10 protein-coding genes are annotated in these 14,862 nt (G+C 67.7%); 5 read left to right on the top strand and 5 right to left on the bottom strand.

The window, feature by feature from the left end; genetic code table 11:
- Nucleotides 1–54: 54 nt before the first annotated feature.
- The 3 genes from msrA to msrB are packed head-to-tail and all read right to left on the bottom strand — an operon-like array spanning nucleotide 55 to nucleotide 3,178.
- A complete protein-coding gene (gene msrA / locus SOM39_RS09030; protein WP_320458145.1) occupies nucleotides 55–792 on the bottom strand; it encodes a peptide-methionine (S)-S-oxide reductase MsrA in 738 nt (245 codons plus the stop codon).
- A gap of 14 nt (nucleotides 793–806) precedes the next feature.
- Nucleotides 807–2,585: a cytochrome c biogenesis protein DipZ gene (locus tag SOM39_RS09025; RefSeq protein ID WP_320458144.1), complete on the bottom strand. Its 1,779-nt coding sequence runs from the start codon at nucleotides 2,583–2,585 to the stop codon at nucleotides 807–809.
- 53 nt (nucleotides 2,586–2,638) lie between these two features.
- The gene (msrB, locus tag SOM39_RS09020; RefSeq protein ID WP_068849006.1) at nucleotides 2,639–3,178 is read right to left on the bottom strand and encodes a peptide-methionine (R)-S-oxide reductase MsrB; all 540 of its coding nucleotides are present in this window, start codon (nucleotides 3,176–3,178) and stop codon (nucleotides 2,639–2,641) included.
- Nucleotides 3,179–3,323: 145 nt separating this feature from the next.
- On the opposite strand from msrB, the gene SOM39_RS09015 reads away from it, so the two are divergent.
- The 3 genes from SOM39_RS09015 to SOM39_RS09005 all read left to right on the top strand — a co-directional run bounded on the left by SOM39_RS09015 (nucleotide 3,324) and on the right by SOM39_RS09005 (nucleotide 7,023).
- A complete protein-coding gene (locus SOM39_RS09015) occupies nucleotides 3,324–4,046 on the top strand; it encodes a response regulator transcription factor (protein ID WP_184124568.1) in 723 nt (240 codons plus the stop codon).
- Nucleotides 4,043–5,542 carry a sensor histidine kinase gene (locus tag SOM39_RS09010; protein WP_306989896.1) on the top strand — a complete coding sequence of 500 codons (1,500 nt, stop codon included), beginning with the start codon at nucleotides 4,043–4,045 and terminating at the stop codon, nucleotides 5,540–5,542. Before SOM39_RS09015 ends, SOM39_RS09010 begins: the two co-directional genes overlap by 4 nt.
- 392 nt (nucleotides 5,543–5,934) lie before the next feature.
- Nucleotides 5,935–7,023: an alpha/beta hydrolase gene (locus SOM39_RS09005; RefSeq protein WP_320458143.1), complete on the top strand. Its 1,089-nt coding sequence runs from the start codon at nucleotides 5,935–5,937 to the stop codon at nucleotides 7,021–7,023.
- Nucleotides 7,024–7,480: 457 nt separating this feature from the next.
- On the opposite strand, the gene queD is transcribed toward SOM39_RS09005, so the two are convergent.
- Nucleotides 7,481–7,834, bottom strand: coding sequence for a 6-carboxytetrahydropterin synthase QueD (queD, locus tag SOM39_RS09000; protein ID WP_068849013.1), 354 nt, complete (start codon nucleotides 7,832–7,834; stop codon nucleotides 7,481–7,483).
- A gap of 152 nt (nucleotides 7,835–7,986) precedes the next feature.
- Between queD and SOM39_RS08995 the strand changes: the two genes are divergently transcribed.
- Together SOM39_RS08995 and SOM39_RS08990 are read left to right on the top strand one after the other, a co-directional pair.
- Nucleotides 7,987–10,653 (top strand): TonB-dependent receptor, encoded by a 2,667-nt coding sequence (locus SOM39_RS08995; protein ID WP_320458142.1) that lies wholly within the window; start codon nucleotides 7,987–7,989, stop codon nucleotides 10,651–10,653.
- Nucleotides 10,654–10,683: 30 nt separating this feature from the next.
- The gene (locus SOM39_RS08990; RefSeq protein ID WP_320458141.1) at nucleotides 10,684–13,248 is read left to right on the top strand and encodes a M14 family zinc carboxypeptidase; all 2,565 of its coding nucleotides are present in this window, start codon (nucleotides 10,684–10,686) and stop codon (nucleotides 13,246–13,248) included.
- Between the two features lie 54 nt (nucleotides 13,249–13,302).
- Here SOM39_RS08990 and SOM39_RS08985 read toward each other — a convergent pair whose 3' ends face one another.
- Nucleotides 13,303–14,715 carry a DEAD/DEAH box helicase gene (locus SOM39_RS08985; RefSeq protein WP_093532896.1) on the bottom strand — a complete coding sequence of 471 codons (1,413 nt, stop codon included), beginning with the start codon at nucleotides 14,713–14,715 and terminating at the stop codon, nucleotides 13,303–13,305.
- Nucleotides 14,716–14,862 lie beyond the last annotated feature (147 nt).

The following is a 14,862-nucleotide window of genomic DNA, read 5'->3' as shown; positions in this document are numbered from 1 at the left end:
GCGTCCCCACGGCGAAGACCGTCCAACGGTCGGCCTCTACCGCCGTCCCATCCGCTACCTCGCCGACAAGGTCGACACCAGCCTCGGCTTCTCGCGGTACAGCTGCGGGTACATCCGCTGCAGCGCCGCCACCTTGGGCTGGTCGTTGATGCGGATGTAGAGCGACTCCGGGTGCAGCGTCAGGTAGTTCTGGTGGTAGCCCTCGGCCGCAACGAACGGCTTGCCGCCGTCCACGGTGGTCACCACCGGCGCCGCATACGCGCGTGCCTTCTGCAGCTGCGCGATGTAAGCGCGGGTGGCATCGCGCTGCGCGGCATCGTCGGCGAACACCGCCGAACGGTACTGCGTGCCGCGGTCCGGCCCCTGGCGGTTGAGCTGGGTGGGATCGTGCGCCACCGAGAAGAACACCTGCATCAACTGGCCGTAGCTCACCTGGCTGGGGTCGTAGGTGACCTGCACGGCTTCGGCATGGCCGGTGCCACCGCTACTGACGCGCGAATAGTTTGCGTCGGCCGGGCGCCCACCGATGTAGCCGGAGACCGCGTTGTCCACGCCCTTGATGTGCTGGAACACGCCCTGCACGCCCCAGAAGCAGCCGCCGGCGAACACCACCTGCGCGCGCTTGCCGGGCAGCTTCGGATCGGCCGCACCCGCCGGTGCCGGCACCGCCACCACCGCTTCGGCCGGCGCGGCATGTGCGGGGCGGTCCAGGCTGACCACCGCACTGATGGTCAGCGCAGCAACGGCGGCGGCAATGCCGCCGGCCACCAGTTTGTCGAAGGAAACGCGCATGGGGTTCTCCTGGTTCAACCGAAGGTGAAGGCATAGGCGTGCACCCCCGGATCGAGGAACTCGATCTCGAACGTGCGTTCGCCAACGTCGCCGGACTGGCGGACCAGCTGGTACAGGCGGTGCTCGGTGACCGTGCCGCTGCCATCGGCGCTGGCATCGCCACCGGCCGAGGCGCCGGGCGGTTGGCCGTCGATGCGCACCCGGAACCGCACCGGCTTGCCGTCCGCACCCGGTGCCAGCACCAGGTGCAGGTCGCGGGCGTGGAAGCGGAACGCGATGCGACCGCCGGCGCGTTGCAGTTGCGCGTCTTCGTTACCCACCGTCCAGCGCCCGGACAGGGCCCACTGGTTCAACGCGAACGTCGACGGCAGCGTGTAATCGGCGGGTGCGTCGCGGCGCTGGCCGTCCGGCGAGGCGAAGTTTTCCGCGCGCGAGTACCCGAGGTACGTCTCCGGCGACTTGAGGTTGGACATGTCGGCCTGCAGTTCCACGCCCGCGCGCGGCGCACTGGCGGCCATCGCCATGGCCTGTGCGGGCTCCTCGGGCAGCGTGGCACCGGCTTCGCGCAGCAGCTGGCGGATGATCCGTTCGGACTGCGCGTAGTTGCCTTCGCCGAAGTGGTGCGCACGGATGCGGCCCTGCGCGTCGATGAAGTAATGCGCCGGCCAATAGCGGTTGTTGAAGCCGCGCCAGATCGCGAACTCATTGTCGATCGCCACCGGGTAGTCGATCCTCAGTTCCTTCACCGCACGCTGCACGTTGCCCAGGTTGCGCTCGAAGGCGAACTCCGGGGCATGCACGCCGATCACCACCAGGCCCTGGTCGCGGTAACGCTGTTCCCACTCCCGCACGTAGGGCAGGGCGCGCAGGCAGTTGATGCAGGAATAGGTCCAGAAATCGACCAGCACCACCTTGCCGCGCAGGCCTTCGGCGGTCAGTGGCGGGCTGTTGAGCCAGCCGGTGGCACCGTCCAGCGAAGGCAGGGTGCCTTCCACCGGCAGCTCGGCACCGGCCGGTGCATCGGCGGCGCGCATCATCATCGCCGGGCCGGCGTCAGGCGTCTGGCCGGGCAGGGTATCGAGCAGGCCCTGTTCCAGCCGCGCGGTGCTGACCGACGACAACCGGGTGAGCACGCCGGTGTCCCAGCCCATCGCAATGGCCACCACCGCCAGCAGCGCGGCCACGCCCAGCGCGCGGCGGATCCACTCGCCCGCGCCCAGCCGCCGCTTGAGCGCGGTGAACACACGCCCGCCAATCCAGATCGCCAGTGCCAGCGAGGTGGCCGCGCCCAGTGCATACGCCAGCAGCAGCCCGCTGGTGCCCACGCTGGCACCCTGCAGGGCAGCGCCGGTGAGGATCAGCCCAAGAATCGGGCCGGCGCACGGTGCCCACAGCAGGCCGGTGGCCACGCCGATCAGCAGCGAGGTGCCCACCCCGCCGCGCCCGGCGTCGGTGGCCTTGTCTGCTGACGCACTGAGCCGTGCGCCCAGCCGCTGGAACGGCGACAGCAGGCGGTCGGCCAGCGCCGGCCACAGCAGCGCGAGCGCGAACAGCGCCATCACCACCAACGCGATCCAGCGCCCGATCTGGTTGGCCTGCGCCACCCACTGGCTGCCCACCGCCGCCAGGCTGGCCACCACCGCGAACATCAGCGCCATGCCGATCAGCAGCGGCAGGCCACTGCGCAGGAACGGGCGGTCCGAACGCGCAAACACGAACGGCAGCACCGGCAGGATGCACGGGCTGAGAATGGTCAACACACCGCCCAGGTAGGCAAGTACAAGCAGAATCATCGAACGTTCCTTATCGGGGTAGCGCCGGGTCCTGCCCGGCTGCTTCATCGGCATTACGTGCGGTTGGGTATCCGCACGCGTGTCTCTTCGTCAGCGGCGACGAAGTTCATCGCCACGCCGTTCATGCAGTAACGCAGCCCGGTCGGGCGTGGGCCGTCATCGAACACATGGCCCAGGTGGCCACCACAGCGCCGGCAATGCGCTTCCACGCGCAGCATGCCCAAGGTGGTGTCGCGGTCCTCGCCGACGGCATCGTGCAGCGGCGCCCAGAAGCTGGGCCAGCCGGTGCCGCTGTCGAACTTGGTGGACGAGGAGAACAACGGCAGCGCGCACCCGGCACAGGTGAAGGTGCCGCGCCGGTGTTCCTTGTTGAGTGGGCTGCTGAAGGGGCGCTCGGTGCTTTGCCGGCGCAGTACGGCGTACTGCGCCGGGCTGAGCTGTTCGCGCCACTGCGCATCGGTGCGCATCACCTCGAAGCGGCGCGTGGGTGCGGGTGCGGCGGGGGCCGAGCCACTGCAGGCGGTCAAACCGAACAGGCCGGCCGCGGCGCCGATGGCGCCCATGCCGAGCAGTCTGCGACGGGTACAACGCATGGCGATCTCCCGGTCTGGAAACGATGGGGCCATGCTGCGCCCGGGCCGGTCAACGAATCCTCACGCAGGGTTAAATTTTCCGTGACACATTCAGGTCCGGATCTGGCCACAATGCGTTCACCTTCCTGCTGCCGCTACCGTGCCAATGAGCAGTGCCAAGCGCGTCCTGATCGTCGAAGACGATGTCCACATCGCCAACCTGCTGCGCATGCACCTGCGCGACGAGGGCTATGAGGTCACCCATGCCGCTACCGGCGACGAGGGCCTGGCCCTGCTGGAGGCGCAGCCGTGGTCGGCGCTGGTCCTGGACCTGATGCTGCCCGGCGTGGATGGCCTGGAAATCTGCCGGCGCGCGCGCGGCATGGCGCGCTACACCCCGATCATCATCACCAGCGCACGCGCCAGCGAAGTGCACCGCATCCTGGGCCTGGAACTGGGCGCGGACGATTACCTGGCCAAGCCATTTTCGATGCTGGAACTGGTGGCGCGGGTCAAGGCGCTGCTGCGCCGGGTGGAAGCGATGGCGCAGAACGCGCGCATCGATGCCGGTGAACTGGCCGTGGCCGGGCTGCGCATCGACCCGGTGGCGCGCACCGCGCAGGTGGAAGGGCGCGCGCTGGAGCTGACCCCGCGCGAGTTCGACCTGCTGTACTTCTTTGCCCGCCACCCCGGCCAGGTGTATTCGCGCATGGACCTGCTCAACCAGGTGTGGGGCTACCAGCACGATGGCTACGAGCACACCGTCAACACGCACATCAACCGGCTGCGCAACAAGATCGAACGCGACCCGGCGTCGCCGCAGCGCATCCAGACGGTGTGGGGCCGGGGCTACAAGCTGGTCGATGGCAGCGAGGGTGCAGCGGCATGATCCGGTTGTCGTTGTCGCAGCGGTTGTCGGTGGCGTTCTTCGCGCTGCTGCTGGTGTGCTGCGGCGCGCTGATGGCGATCCAGATGCGCAGCACCAGCCTGCACGAGCAGGAAACCGTACAGCGGCTGTCGCGCGGGCTGGCCGAGCACATCGCGCGCAGCGGCGAGCTGATGGACGGTGGCGGCATGCGCACCGGCGAGGTGCGCGCGCTGTTCGGCAAGCTGATGGCGGTCAACCCCAGCGTGGAGGTGTACCTGCTGGACGACCAGGGCCGCATCCTCGGCCACGATGCACCGACCGGCCACCTCAAGCGCGACCGCGTGGACCTGGCGCCGGTGCAGGCGCTGCTGCGCGACGAGCCGCTGCCGATCCTCGGCGATGACCCGCGCAGCGCGCGCGGGCGCAAGGTGTTCAACGCCGCCCCGCTGTTCGTGCAGGGGCGCCAGGCCGGCTACATCTACGTGGTGCTGGTGGGCGAACAGCGCGAGGCGCTGGCGGCCAACATCGCGGCCAATGCCACGCTGCGCACCACGCTGTGGTCGCTGGCGATCGTGGCCGGCATCGGGCTGCTGGCCGGTGCGGTGGCGTTCCGCTGGGTGACCCGGCCGCTGCGCCAGCTGACCCGGCGCGTGCAGTCGTTCGACGTGGATGCGGCGGCGCCGGCGCAGGCGTTGCCGCCCACGCCGCTGCGCGCGGGTGAGCGCGATGAGCTGGCGATCCTGCAGCACAGCTTCGGGCACATGGGCCAGCGCCTGGGCGAGCAGTGGCAGCAGCTGCGCCAGCAGGACCTGCAGCGGCGCGAGCTGGTAGCCAACATCTCGCACGACCTGCGCACGCCGTTGTCGTCGCTGCACGGCTACCTGGAAACACTGGCGCTGAAGGACGCCACGCTCAGCGCCGAAGAGCGCCAGCGCTACCTGGGCATCGCGCTGTCGCAGAGCCACAAGGTGGGCCGGCTGGCCCAGGCGCTGTTCGAGCTGGCGCGGCTGGAACACGGCGGGGTGGTGCTGGACCGCCAGGCGTTCTCGCTGCCGGACCTGGTGCAGGACGTCTTCCAGAAATTCGAGCTGGCCGCGCAGGCGCGCCGGCAGACGCTGGCGGCGGACATTCCGCCTGGCCTGCCGGCGGTGGACGCGGACCTGGCGCTGATCGAGCGGGTGCTGACCAACCTGCTGGACAATGCGATCCGGCACACGCCCGAAGGCGGCCGGATCACGGTGACGCTGCAGGCGGCGCAGGGCGAGGTGCAGGTCAGCGTGGCCGACACCGGCCCCGGCATTCCGGCGGCGCGGCGCGAGGACCTGTTCCACACGCCCCCGGCATTCGGCAGCCAGCGGCCGGACAGCGGCGGGCTGGGCCTGCTGATCGTGCACCGCATCCTGCAGCTGCACCAGCGTGAGATCCAGCTGCTGGACAGCCGCGAGGGGGCGTTGTTCGTGTTCTCGCTGCCCAGTGCATGGGGGTCTGCCGGCAATGTATCCGGAGCCCAAGGTTGATTGATCCAGATCCCAATGGGCCCGTAACGGTTCCGGGCCCATGGTTGGTTAATCCCGATCCCAATGGGCACGCAACAATTCGTAGCCCCGGCCGTTGGCCGGACACCGCGCGCAGCGCGGCCCAAGCGTCCGAAGCCGGTTGCGTACTGCTCGTGGCCATCATCCCGACGTTTACACGTTCCGAAGAAGCCGTCAGGCGTTCATGGCGCCTGATACACGGTTTCGTTCTGGGTTGACACCCGGATGCAGGGCCGCGGCGACGGCATACCGTGCTCCGGATGCTTGGGCCGCGCTGCGCGCGGTGTCCGGCCAACGGCCGGGGCTACGAATTGTTACGTAACGTCCGTAGATTGGGATCAACCCACCACAGGCCCCGCACATCCGGAGGTTTCATGCGCGCACTCGTCTGCTTGACCCTGCTGCTGTCCGTCACCCCGTCTGCATTCGCCCAATCCTGCCCGGACACCTCGGCGCTGGAACCGGCGCGCGCGGTGGTACGCGACCTGCAGCGGATCACCACGCCGAACGGGATCCAGGAACAGTACGCCACGCCGATCGGCGGGGTGAAACAGTGGCTCACCATCCGCGGCGAGGACCGGGCCAACCCGGTGATCCTGTTCGTGCACGGTGGCCCGGCCAGCCCGGTGACGCCGAGCGTGTGGCAGTTCCAGCGACCGCTGGAGGAGTACTTCACGGTGGTGGACTGGGACCAGCGCGGTGCAGGCAAGACCTACGCGGAGGCGTCGCCGGACGCGATCGCGCCGACGCTGACCATTGAACGTTACGTGGATGATGCCATCGAGGTGGCCGAGCACCTGCGCACGCACCTGGGCCAGCGCAAGGTGATTTTGATGGCGCACAGCTGGGGCACGATCGTGGCGATGCAGGCGGCGTTGAAGCGGCCGGACCTGTTCCACGCGTACGTGGGGATCGGGCAGATCATCAACCAGGTGGAGAACGAGAAGATCAGTTTCGATTACGGGCTGGCGCAGGCGAAGGCACACGGCAACGCCAAGGCGGTGGCCGAACTGGAGGCGATCGCGCCGTACCCGGGCAACACGCCGATCACGCGCGAGCGGATCATCACCGCGCGCACGTGGCCGCAGTACTACGGGGGGCTGACGGCCTACCGCGATGACTCGAAGTATTACTTCGGCGCGGCCAGGCTCTCGCCCGACTACACGGACGCCGACCGCTGCAACATCGACAAGGGCAGCGTGCTGTCGCTGGGGCCGTTGCTGCCGCAGATGCTGAAGGTGGATTTCAACCCGATCACCCGCTTCCCGATCCCGGTGGTGATGTTCATGGGCCGCCACGACTACACCACGCCCACCGCGCCGACCGAGCGTTGGTTGAACACCTTGCAGGCGCCGTACAAGCAGGGCGTGTGGTTCGAACATTCGGCGCACATGGTCCCGTGGGAAGAGCCGGGCAAGACGCTGTTGAGCCTGGTGCAGATCGTGCGCCCGCTCGCGCGGTAACCACCGCGATCATGCATCCGGATGCGCTGGTCGATTGATCCCAATCCCAATGGGCCCGTAAAAATTCGTAGCCCCGGCCGTTGGCCGGCTGCTCTTCGTTCCGGGGTCATGAACGCCTGACGCGCGGCTCCGGAACGTGTAAACGCCGGAGCGTTGGATGGGATCGGTGGGTAACGGAGTTCGGACGGTTGGGCCGCGCTGCGCGCGGTGTCCGGCCAACGGCCGGGGCTACGGGTTGTTACGTGACGTCCGTAGATCCGGATCAACCAACCAAAAAAAAAGACCCGACAGAGGGAGGGTTCTGTCGGGTCTTGGGATTGCGTGGGGGGAGGGACCCACGCAAATTCCGTTTGATGCAATGCAGCATACACCGATCGTGGTGCATTGCAACAATACATTGCCGAAGTGGTCCGGATTAGGTTGAATCCGTTCAGAAACAACCGGTTGGGACTGGGGCTCAGCCCCGGTAGCGGCAGCCGGAGGTGCAGGTCTCATGCACCGTCACCTCGCTCAGCGCCGGCAGGGCGGGCTTGAGCTCGTTCCAGATCCAGATCGCCAGGCGTTCGCTGGTCGGGTTTTCCAGGCCGGGGATGTCATTGAGGTAATGGTGGTCCAGGCGGTCGTAGATCGGCTGGAAGGCCGCTTTGACGTCGCCGAAATCCATGATCCAGCCGGTGTGTTCGCCCGGCTCGCCCTCGACCTTCAGCTCCACCCGGAACGAGTGGCCGTGCAGGCGCGCGCACTTGTGGCCCGCCGGCACGTTGGGCAGGTGGTGGGCCGCTTCGAGGGTAAAGACTTTGAAGATTTCCATGGACCCATTGTACGGCCATCCGACAAAAACATATCCATCCGGATGAAGAGATGTTACTTTTCGTTATATCCGCATGAAGCGATGTTATTGGCCCGTTAAGCCCTTGGCATGGACTACTGCGGAACTTGTCGTCCACCACCCCCATAGAGTTCATGCCCAAGCACACCCTTCTTGTGGCGGCCCTTTCCGCCGCCCTGGCTACGCCTTTGTCCGCGTTTGCCCTCGACGCCGCCGCTGGCCCCGATGCCAGCCCCGACGCCTCCGCCAGCGGCGAAAGCACCACCCTGGCCGCGGTGCGCGTCACCGGCTCCAACATCAAGCGCACCGACACCGAGACCGCCAACCCGGTGCAGGTGATCGGCCGCCAGGAAATCGAAGCCACCGGCAAGGCCACCGTTGCCGACCTGCTGCGCTCGATCTCGGCCAACACCGGCAACGCCAACAACGAAACCACCAACAACGGCTGGGCCTCGGGTTCGGCCGGCATCGGCCTGCGCGGCCTGTCGCAGAAGAACACGCTGGTGCTGCTCAACGGCCGCCGCCTGGCCAACTACGGCTTCCCCGCCGGCGGCCTCTCCGACACCTTCGTCAACCTCAACGCGCTGCCGATGGTCGCGGTGGAGCGCATCGAAGTGCTGAAAGACGGCGCCTCGGCCGTATACGGCTCCGACGCCGTGGCCGGCGTGGTCAACATCATCACCCGGCAGAACTTCCAGGGTGCCGAACTGGGCGGCAGCGTCGGCACCGCCGACCAGGGCGGGCTGGACGAGCAGAACCTGAAGTTCATCGGTGGCATCGGTGACCTCGACGCCGATGGCTACAACATCCTGGTCAGCCTGGAAGGCTATAACCGCGAGCGCCTGGACCAGGACCAGCGCGACCTCACCAAGTCCGGCATCTACACCGACAAGCCCGGTGGCCGCTGGAACGGCTGGTCGGCCAAGGGGGCGCGCTTCCTGGTCAACGGCACCTCGGTGCCCATGCTCGACGCCGACGGGCAGTGCCCGGACAACACCACGCTGGTGCCCAGCGCGCCGATCGACGGCCTGCCCGGCAACACCTGCGGCTACAACCTCGCCCCGTACACCACGCTGATTCCCTCGACCAAGCGCTACCAGGCCTACGTCAACGGCACCTTCAAGGTGAACGACAACGTGGAAGCGTTCGGCGAAGTGATCTACAGCGAGATCAAGGGCGTGTCGTGGTTCGGCAGCAGCCCGTTCTTCACCCTGGAAAGCGGCCGCTTCGCGCTCAACGCCGATACCGGCCTGGCCGAGCCGGTGTCGTCCAACCTGCCGGCCAGCAGCCCGTTCAACCCGTACGGCCGCGCGATTCCGATCGAGTACACCTTCTTCAACCTCGGCCCGACCATCAAGACCAACCGCTCCACCGCTTACCGCGGCGTGTTCGGCCTGCGCGGCAGCCTGCAGGACTGGGACTGGGAAGTGGGCGCGTTCGGCGCACGCAGCAGCGAGCGCGAAACCGTCTCCGGCGGCTTTGCCAACCGCTGGACCCTGGCCGATGCACTGGCCACCGGTAGCTACAACCTGCTCGATCCGTCGTCCACCCCGCAGTCGGTGATCGATGGCATCAACCTGAGCACCCTGCGCCCGGCCGAGTCCGTGCTGCAGGGCGTGGACGCCAAGATCTCCGGCGGCCTGGGCAGCACCTGGGCCGGCCCGATCGGCTTCGCCGCCGGCCTGGAATGGCGCCGCGAAAAGCTGGATTCCGAAAACCCGTGGCAGATCGATGCGGGCCTGCAGATCCGCCCGGCCATCGCCGAAGTGCACGGCGAGCGCAAGGTCACCGCCGCCTACGCAGAAGTGAATGTGCCGCTGGCCGAGCGCCTGGAGCTTCAGGCCGCGGCGCGTGCCGACCACTACAGCGATTTCGGCGATGCATTCTCGCCCAAGCTGAGCCTGCGCTGGCAGCCGTTCGACATCCTGCTGGTGCGTGCCGCGGCCTCCAAGGGCTTCCGCGCGCCGTCGCTGTCGGAGAACTCCAACAGCACCAGCATCGCCTACGGCAGCGTGATCGATCCGCGCGACCCGGACGTGCCCGGCTCGCGACAGAACCCGACCTTCTTCACCGTCGGCAACAGCGACCTGAAGCCGGAGCGGACCAAGAGCTACAACCTGGGCCTGGTGCTGTCGCCGTGGTCCAACACCAGCCTGAGCGTGGACTACTACCGCATCGAACTGGAAAACCTGGTCGGCACCAACAACACCCAGACCCTGGTCACCAACGATGTGCCCGGCGCGGTCACCCGCGATGAGCGCGGCAAGCTGCTGGCGGTGTTCAATCGCTACCAGAACCTGAGCGAGCTCAAGACCTCCGGCTTCGACGTGGAACTGCGCCAGCGCTTCCCGACCGAAGCGGCCGGTGACTTCTCGCTGTCCACCGCGTTCACCCACGTGCGCGACTACAGCCGCCCCACCGTGGTCGGCGGCCCGCTGGTGGATTACGCCGGCAGCAACCTCGGCGCCACCCTGCCCAAGAACAAGGCCACCACCACGCTGGACTGGAGCTACGCCGATTTCCGCACCGCGCTGACCTGGTACTACACCAGCGGCTACGACCAGAAGGCCAGTGCCGCGGCCACGGCCGTGCAGGACCGGGTGGATTCATACAGCCAGTTCGATCTGTACCTGGCCTACACCGGGCTGGAGAAGCTGACCCTGTACGCGAAGATCCAGAACCTGGCCGATGAGGAACCGCCGTACGACGCCTCGTTCCCGGGCATCCGCGCGCCGTACGACTTCAGCCAGTACGACCTGCGCGGCCGCTACTTCACCGTCGGCTTCGATTACCGCTTCTAAGAGGGGTTCGCTGTGTCCTTGTTCCATGGTTTGTCGCGTCCCATCACCTGGGTGGTGGGAGCGCTGTGGCTGCTGGCCGCGCCGGCGTTCGCACAGAGCGCCTATTTCTTCCCGCAGGGCGGCGATTTCGATCCGGCCATTCCCACCCCGCAGCAGTTCCTGGGCTACGAGATCGGCAGCCGCTACACCCGGCACGACCAGCTGGTGGCCTACTTCAACGAGCTGGCCAGACACTCGGACAAGATCAAGGTCGAGCAGATCGGCAGCAGCTATGAAGGCCGCCCGTTGCTGATCGCCACCGTCACCTCGGCGCAGAACCAGCAACAGCTGGAAACCCTGCGCCGCCAGCACGTGACCCTGGCCGACCCGGCGCAGCCGCTGTCGGCGGCCGGCAACAGCCCGGTGGTGGTGTGGCTGGGCTACAGCGTGCACGGCAATGAAACCTCCAGTGGCGAAGCCGCGCTGCTCACCGCGTACTACCTGGTGGCCAACCGCAGTGCCGATACGGCCAGGTGGCTGCAGCAGGCGGTAGTGCTGTTCGATCCGGCGCAGAACCCGGACGGCCGGGACCGCGCGGCCAGCTGGCACAACGCCTATGCCTCGTCGCCGGCATCGGCCGATCCGGCCGACAAGGAGCACGTGGAGCCCTTCCCGCAGGGACGCACCAACCACTACTTCACCGACCTCAATCGCGACTGGCTCGCACTGACCCAGCAGGACACGCGGCCAAAGATCGCCTACTTCCACCAGTGGTACCCCAACGTCCAGATCGACTTCCACGAAATGGGCAAGGACAGCACCTACTACTTCGAACCGTCGCCGGCGAGCATGCACAGCCCGCTGTTGCCGGCGTCGTCGTACGCGTTCAACAAGACCTTGGCCAAGTACCACGCGCAGGCACTGGATGCGCTCGGCTCGCTGTACTACACCGGCGAGAATTTCGACAACTTCTCGCCGGTGTACGGCTCGACCTATCCGGACTTCCATGGTGCGGTCGGCGTCACGGTGGAACAGGCCAGCTCGCGTGGCCGCGTGCAGGAATCGGTCAATGGCCTGCTGACTTTCCCGTTCACCATCCGCAACCAGGTCGCCACCGGCCTGGGCACCGTACGCGGCGCGGTGACCGAGCGCGACGGGCTGCTGAAGCTGCAGAAGGAATTCTTCCAGTCCGCCGTGAAGCAGGCCAACCAGCAGCCGGTCAAGGCGTTCGTATTCGGCGACGCCAACGACCCGGGCCTGACCCGGCGCCTGCTTGACCTGCTGCTGCAGCACCAGATCACCGTGCAGGCGTTGAGCAAGGAAGTCACCGTGGACGGCCAGCGCTTCGAGCCGGGCAGTGCCTACGTGGTGCCCACCGCGCAGCCGCAGTTCCGCCTGGTGCATTCGATCTTCGCCGAGACTCCGCCGATCAAGGGGGACGTGTTCTACGGCAGCACCTCCTATGCCATCGCACCGGCCTACGGCGTGGCGTTCGCCGGCAGCCGCAGCCGTGTCGATGGCGGCGAGCGCATCACTAGCCTGCAGGCCGCCCGTGGTGGGGTGAGTGGTGGCCAGGCCGGCTATGCCTACGTGTTCGACTGGCGCGATTACAACGCCAGCCGCGCGCTGTACGCACTGCAGGCCAAGGGCGTGCTGACCCGCGCCGCGTTCCAGCCGTTCACCGCCGCCACCGCGTCGGGTGAGCAGGCGTTCGCGCGCGGCAGCGTGGTGGTGCCGGTGGCCGGGCAGACGCTGGCGGGCGACGCGCTGCTCGCTGCCGTGGATGAAGCGGCGCGCAGCAGCGGCGTGCAGGTGCACGCCCTGGCCAGTGGACAGAGCCGCAGCGGCATCGACCTGGGCAGCGACAGCGTCAAATCGCTACGCAGGCCGGCGGTGGCGCTGGTGATGGGCGAGGGCGTGAGCGCCACCGAGATCGGTTCGGCGTGGTTCCTGCTCGACCAGCAGGTGCAGCTGCCGGCCAGCAAGCTGGACCCGGCGCAGCTGGGCAAGGTCAACCTGGACCGTTACACCACCATCGTGCTGTCCGGCGGTACCTACAGCGGCGTGGATGCCACGGCGGTGGCCGCGCTCAAGCGCTGGATCAACGCCGGCGGTTCGCTGGTGACCTACGGCAGCGCGGCCAAGTGGGCGATCGAGCAGAAGCTCAGCGATGAAGTGCTGGGTGCCGAAGAGAAGGAGCCCGAAGGTGCGCGCCGCGCGTTCGGCGACCAGCGCGACATCGCCGCCATCGAGCGGGTGAGCGGCAACATCCTCAGCGCCGACGTGGACACCAGCCACCCGCTCGGCTTCGGGCTGCCGCGCACCCAGCTGGCGATCAACAAGGAAAACGGGATCAGCTTCAAGCCCAGCCGCAATGCGTTCTCGACCGTGGTGCGCATTGACGAGTCACCGCGGGTGAACGGCTACCTGTCCGAGGCCAACCGCAGCCGCGTGGCCGGCAGCGCCTGGCTGCTGGTGTCGCCGCAGGGGCAGGGCAACGTGGTGCTGTTCGCCGATGATCCGGCGCATCGCAAGTACTGGCACGGCACCGAGCGGCTGCTGTTGAACGCGGTGTTCTTCGGCAACCTGCTCAACCCGACCAAGCCACGCGGGTAAAAAAAAGGGCGACGCAATGCGTCGCCCTTTTCCATTGTGCAGCCGGCGAAACGATCAGCCGGCGCGGTTGCCGCCGCCCGGACCGCGACCGCCGCCACCACCGCCACGGCGCTGGCCGGTCGGCGCACCACCGCGCGGCGCACCGTTGCCGGCACCACGGCTTGCACCGCGACCGGCACCGTCACGCTGGCCGCCGCCAGTCTTGGCACCGGCATGGGCGTGGCGCGGGGCCTCGCCATGCGGACGGCGCGCGTGCTTGCGCGGCGAACGATCGCCACCCGGCACTTCGGCCTTGCCCGGCGCGCTGTTGCCCCAGCGGATCGGGGTCTGCGGCTCGAAGCCGGGCACGTCGCGGATGTCCATGTCCTTGTCCAGCAGGCGCACGATCTGGCGCAGCAGCTTGGCTTCGTCCTGGGCCACCAGCGAGATCGCCTGGCCGGTCGAGCCGTTGCGGCCGGTACGGCCGATACGGTGCACGTAATCTTCCGGCACCATCGGCAGGTCGTAGTTGATGACCTTCGGCAGCTCGTTGATGTCGATACCGCGCGCGGCGATGTCGGTGGCCACCAGCACGGTCACGCGGCCGGCCTTGAAGTCGCCCAGCGCACGCAGGCGCTGGCCCTGGCTCTTGTTGCCGTGGATCGCCGCGGTCTTGATGCCGGACTTCTCCAGGAACGTGGCCAGCTTGTCGCAGCCGTGCTTGGTACGGCCGAACACCAGGGTCTGCTCGCGGCTGTCCTGGGCCAGCAGGTGCAGCAGCAGGTCACGCTTGCGCGGGCCGTCAACCGGGTGCACGCAGTGCTTGATGGATTCGGCGACCGTGTTCTTCGGGGTGACCTGGATCTGCGCCGGATCGCGCATGAACTCCAGGGCCAGCTGCTTGATGCTCTCTTCGAAGGTCGCCGAGAACAGCAGGGTCTGGCGGTTCTGGCGCGGCAGCTTGGCCAGGATCTTCTTGATCGACGGCAGGAAACCCATGTCCAGCATGCGGTCGGCTTCGTCCAGCACCAGGATCTCGATGCCCGACAGGTCGACGCTGCGACGCTCCAGGTGGTCGATCAGGCGGCCCGGGCAGGCCACCAGCAGGTCCACGCCACGGCGCAGCACGTCGAACTGGTTGCCCATGCCGACGCCGCCGTAGATGCAGGCGCTGGGAATGCGCAGGTACTTGCTGTAGCCGCGCAGGCTGTCATGCACCTGGGTAGCCAGTTCCCGGGTCGGGGCCAGCACCAGCGCACGCGGCTTGCGCGGGCCGTTCACGGCCTGCGGGTTGGTGCCCAGGTGCTGCAGCAGCGGCAGGCCGAACGCGGCGGTCTTGCCGGTACCGGTCTGTGCGCCGGCCAGCAGGTCGCGGCCTTCCAGGGCCAGCGGGATCGCCTGCTCCTGGATCGGGGTGGGGTTTTCATAGCCCTGCTCGGACAACGCGCGCAGCAGGAACGGGGCAAGGCCCAGGTTTTCAAAAGACATCGGGTGGAAGCTCCAAAGACGAAGTAACGCCAGGCCGAATGGCCGGACGCAAGGCAGATCGAGTTGATCGGCTGACTCGGAGCGTTCCCGTGAACCGCGCTGCGAGAATTGGGTGCAGCCGGCGCGGTGCGCAGACTGGAATGCATG

The sequence above is a fragment of the Stenotrophomonas sp. CFBP8994 genome, from assembly GCF_034044835.1.
Classification (GTDB): domain Bacteria; phylum Pseudomonadota; class Gammaproteobacteria; order Xanthomonadales; family Xanthomonadaceae; genus Stenotrophomonas; species Stenotrophomonas rhizophila_A.
Note: the sequence above shows the minus strand (reverse complement) of the source record. Positions and strands in the feature narration are given on the sequence as shown.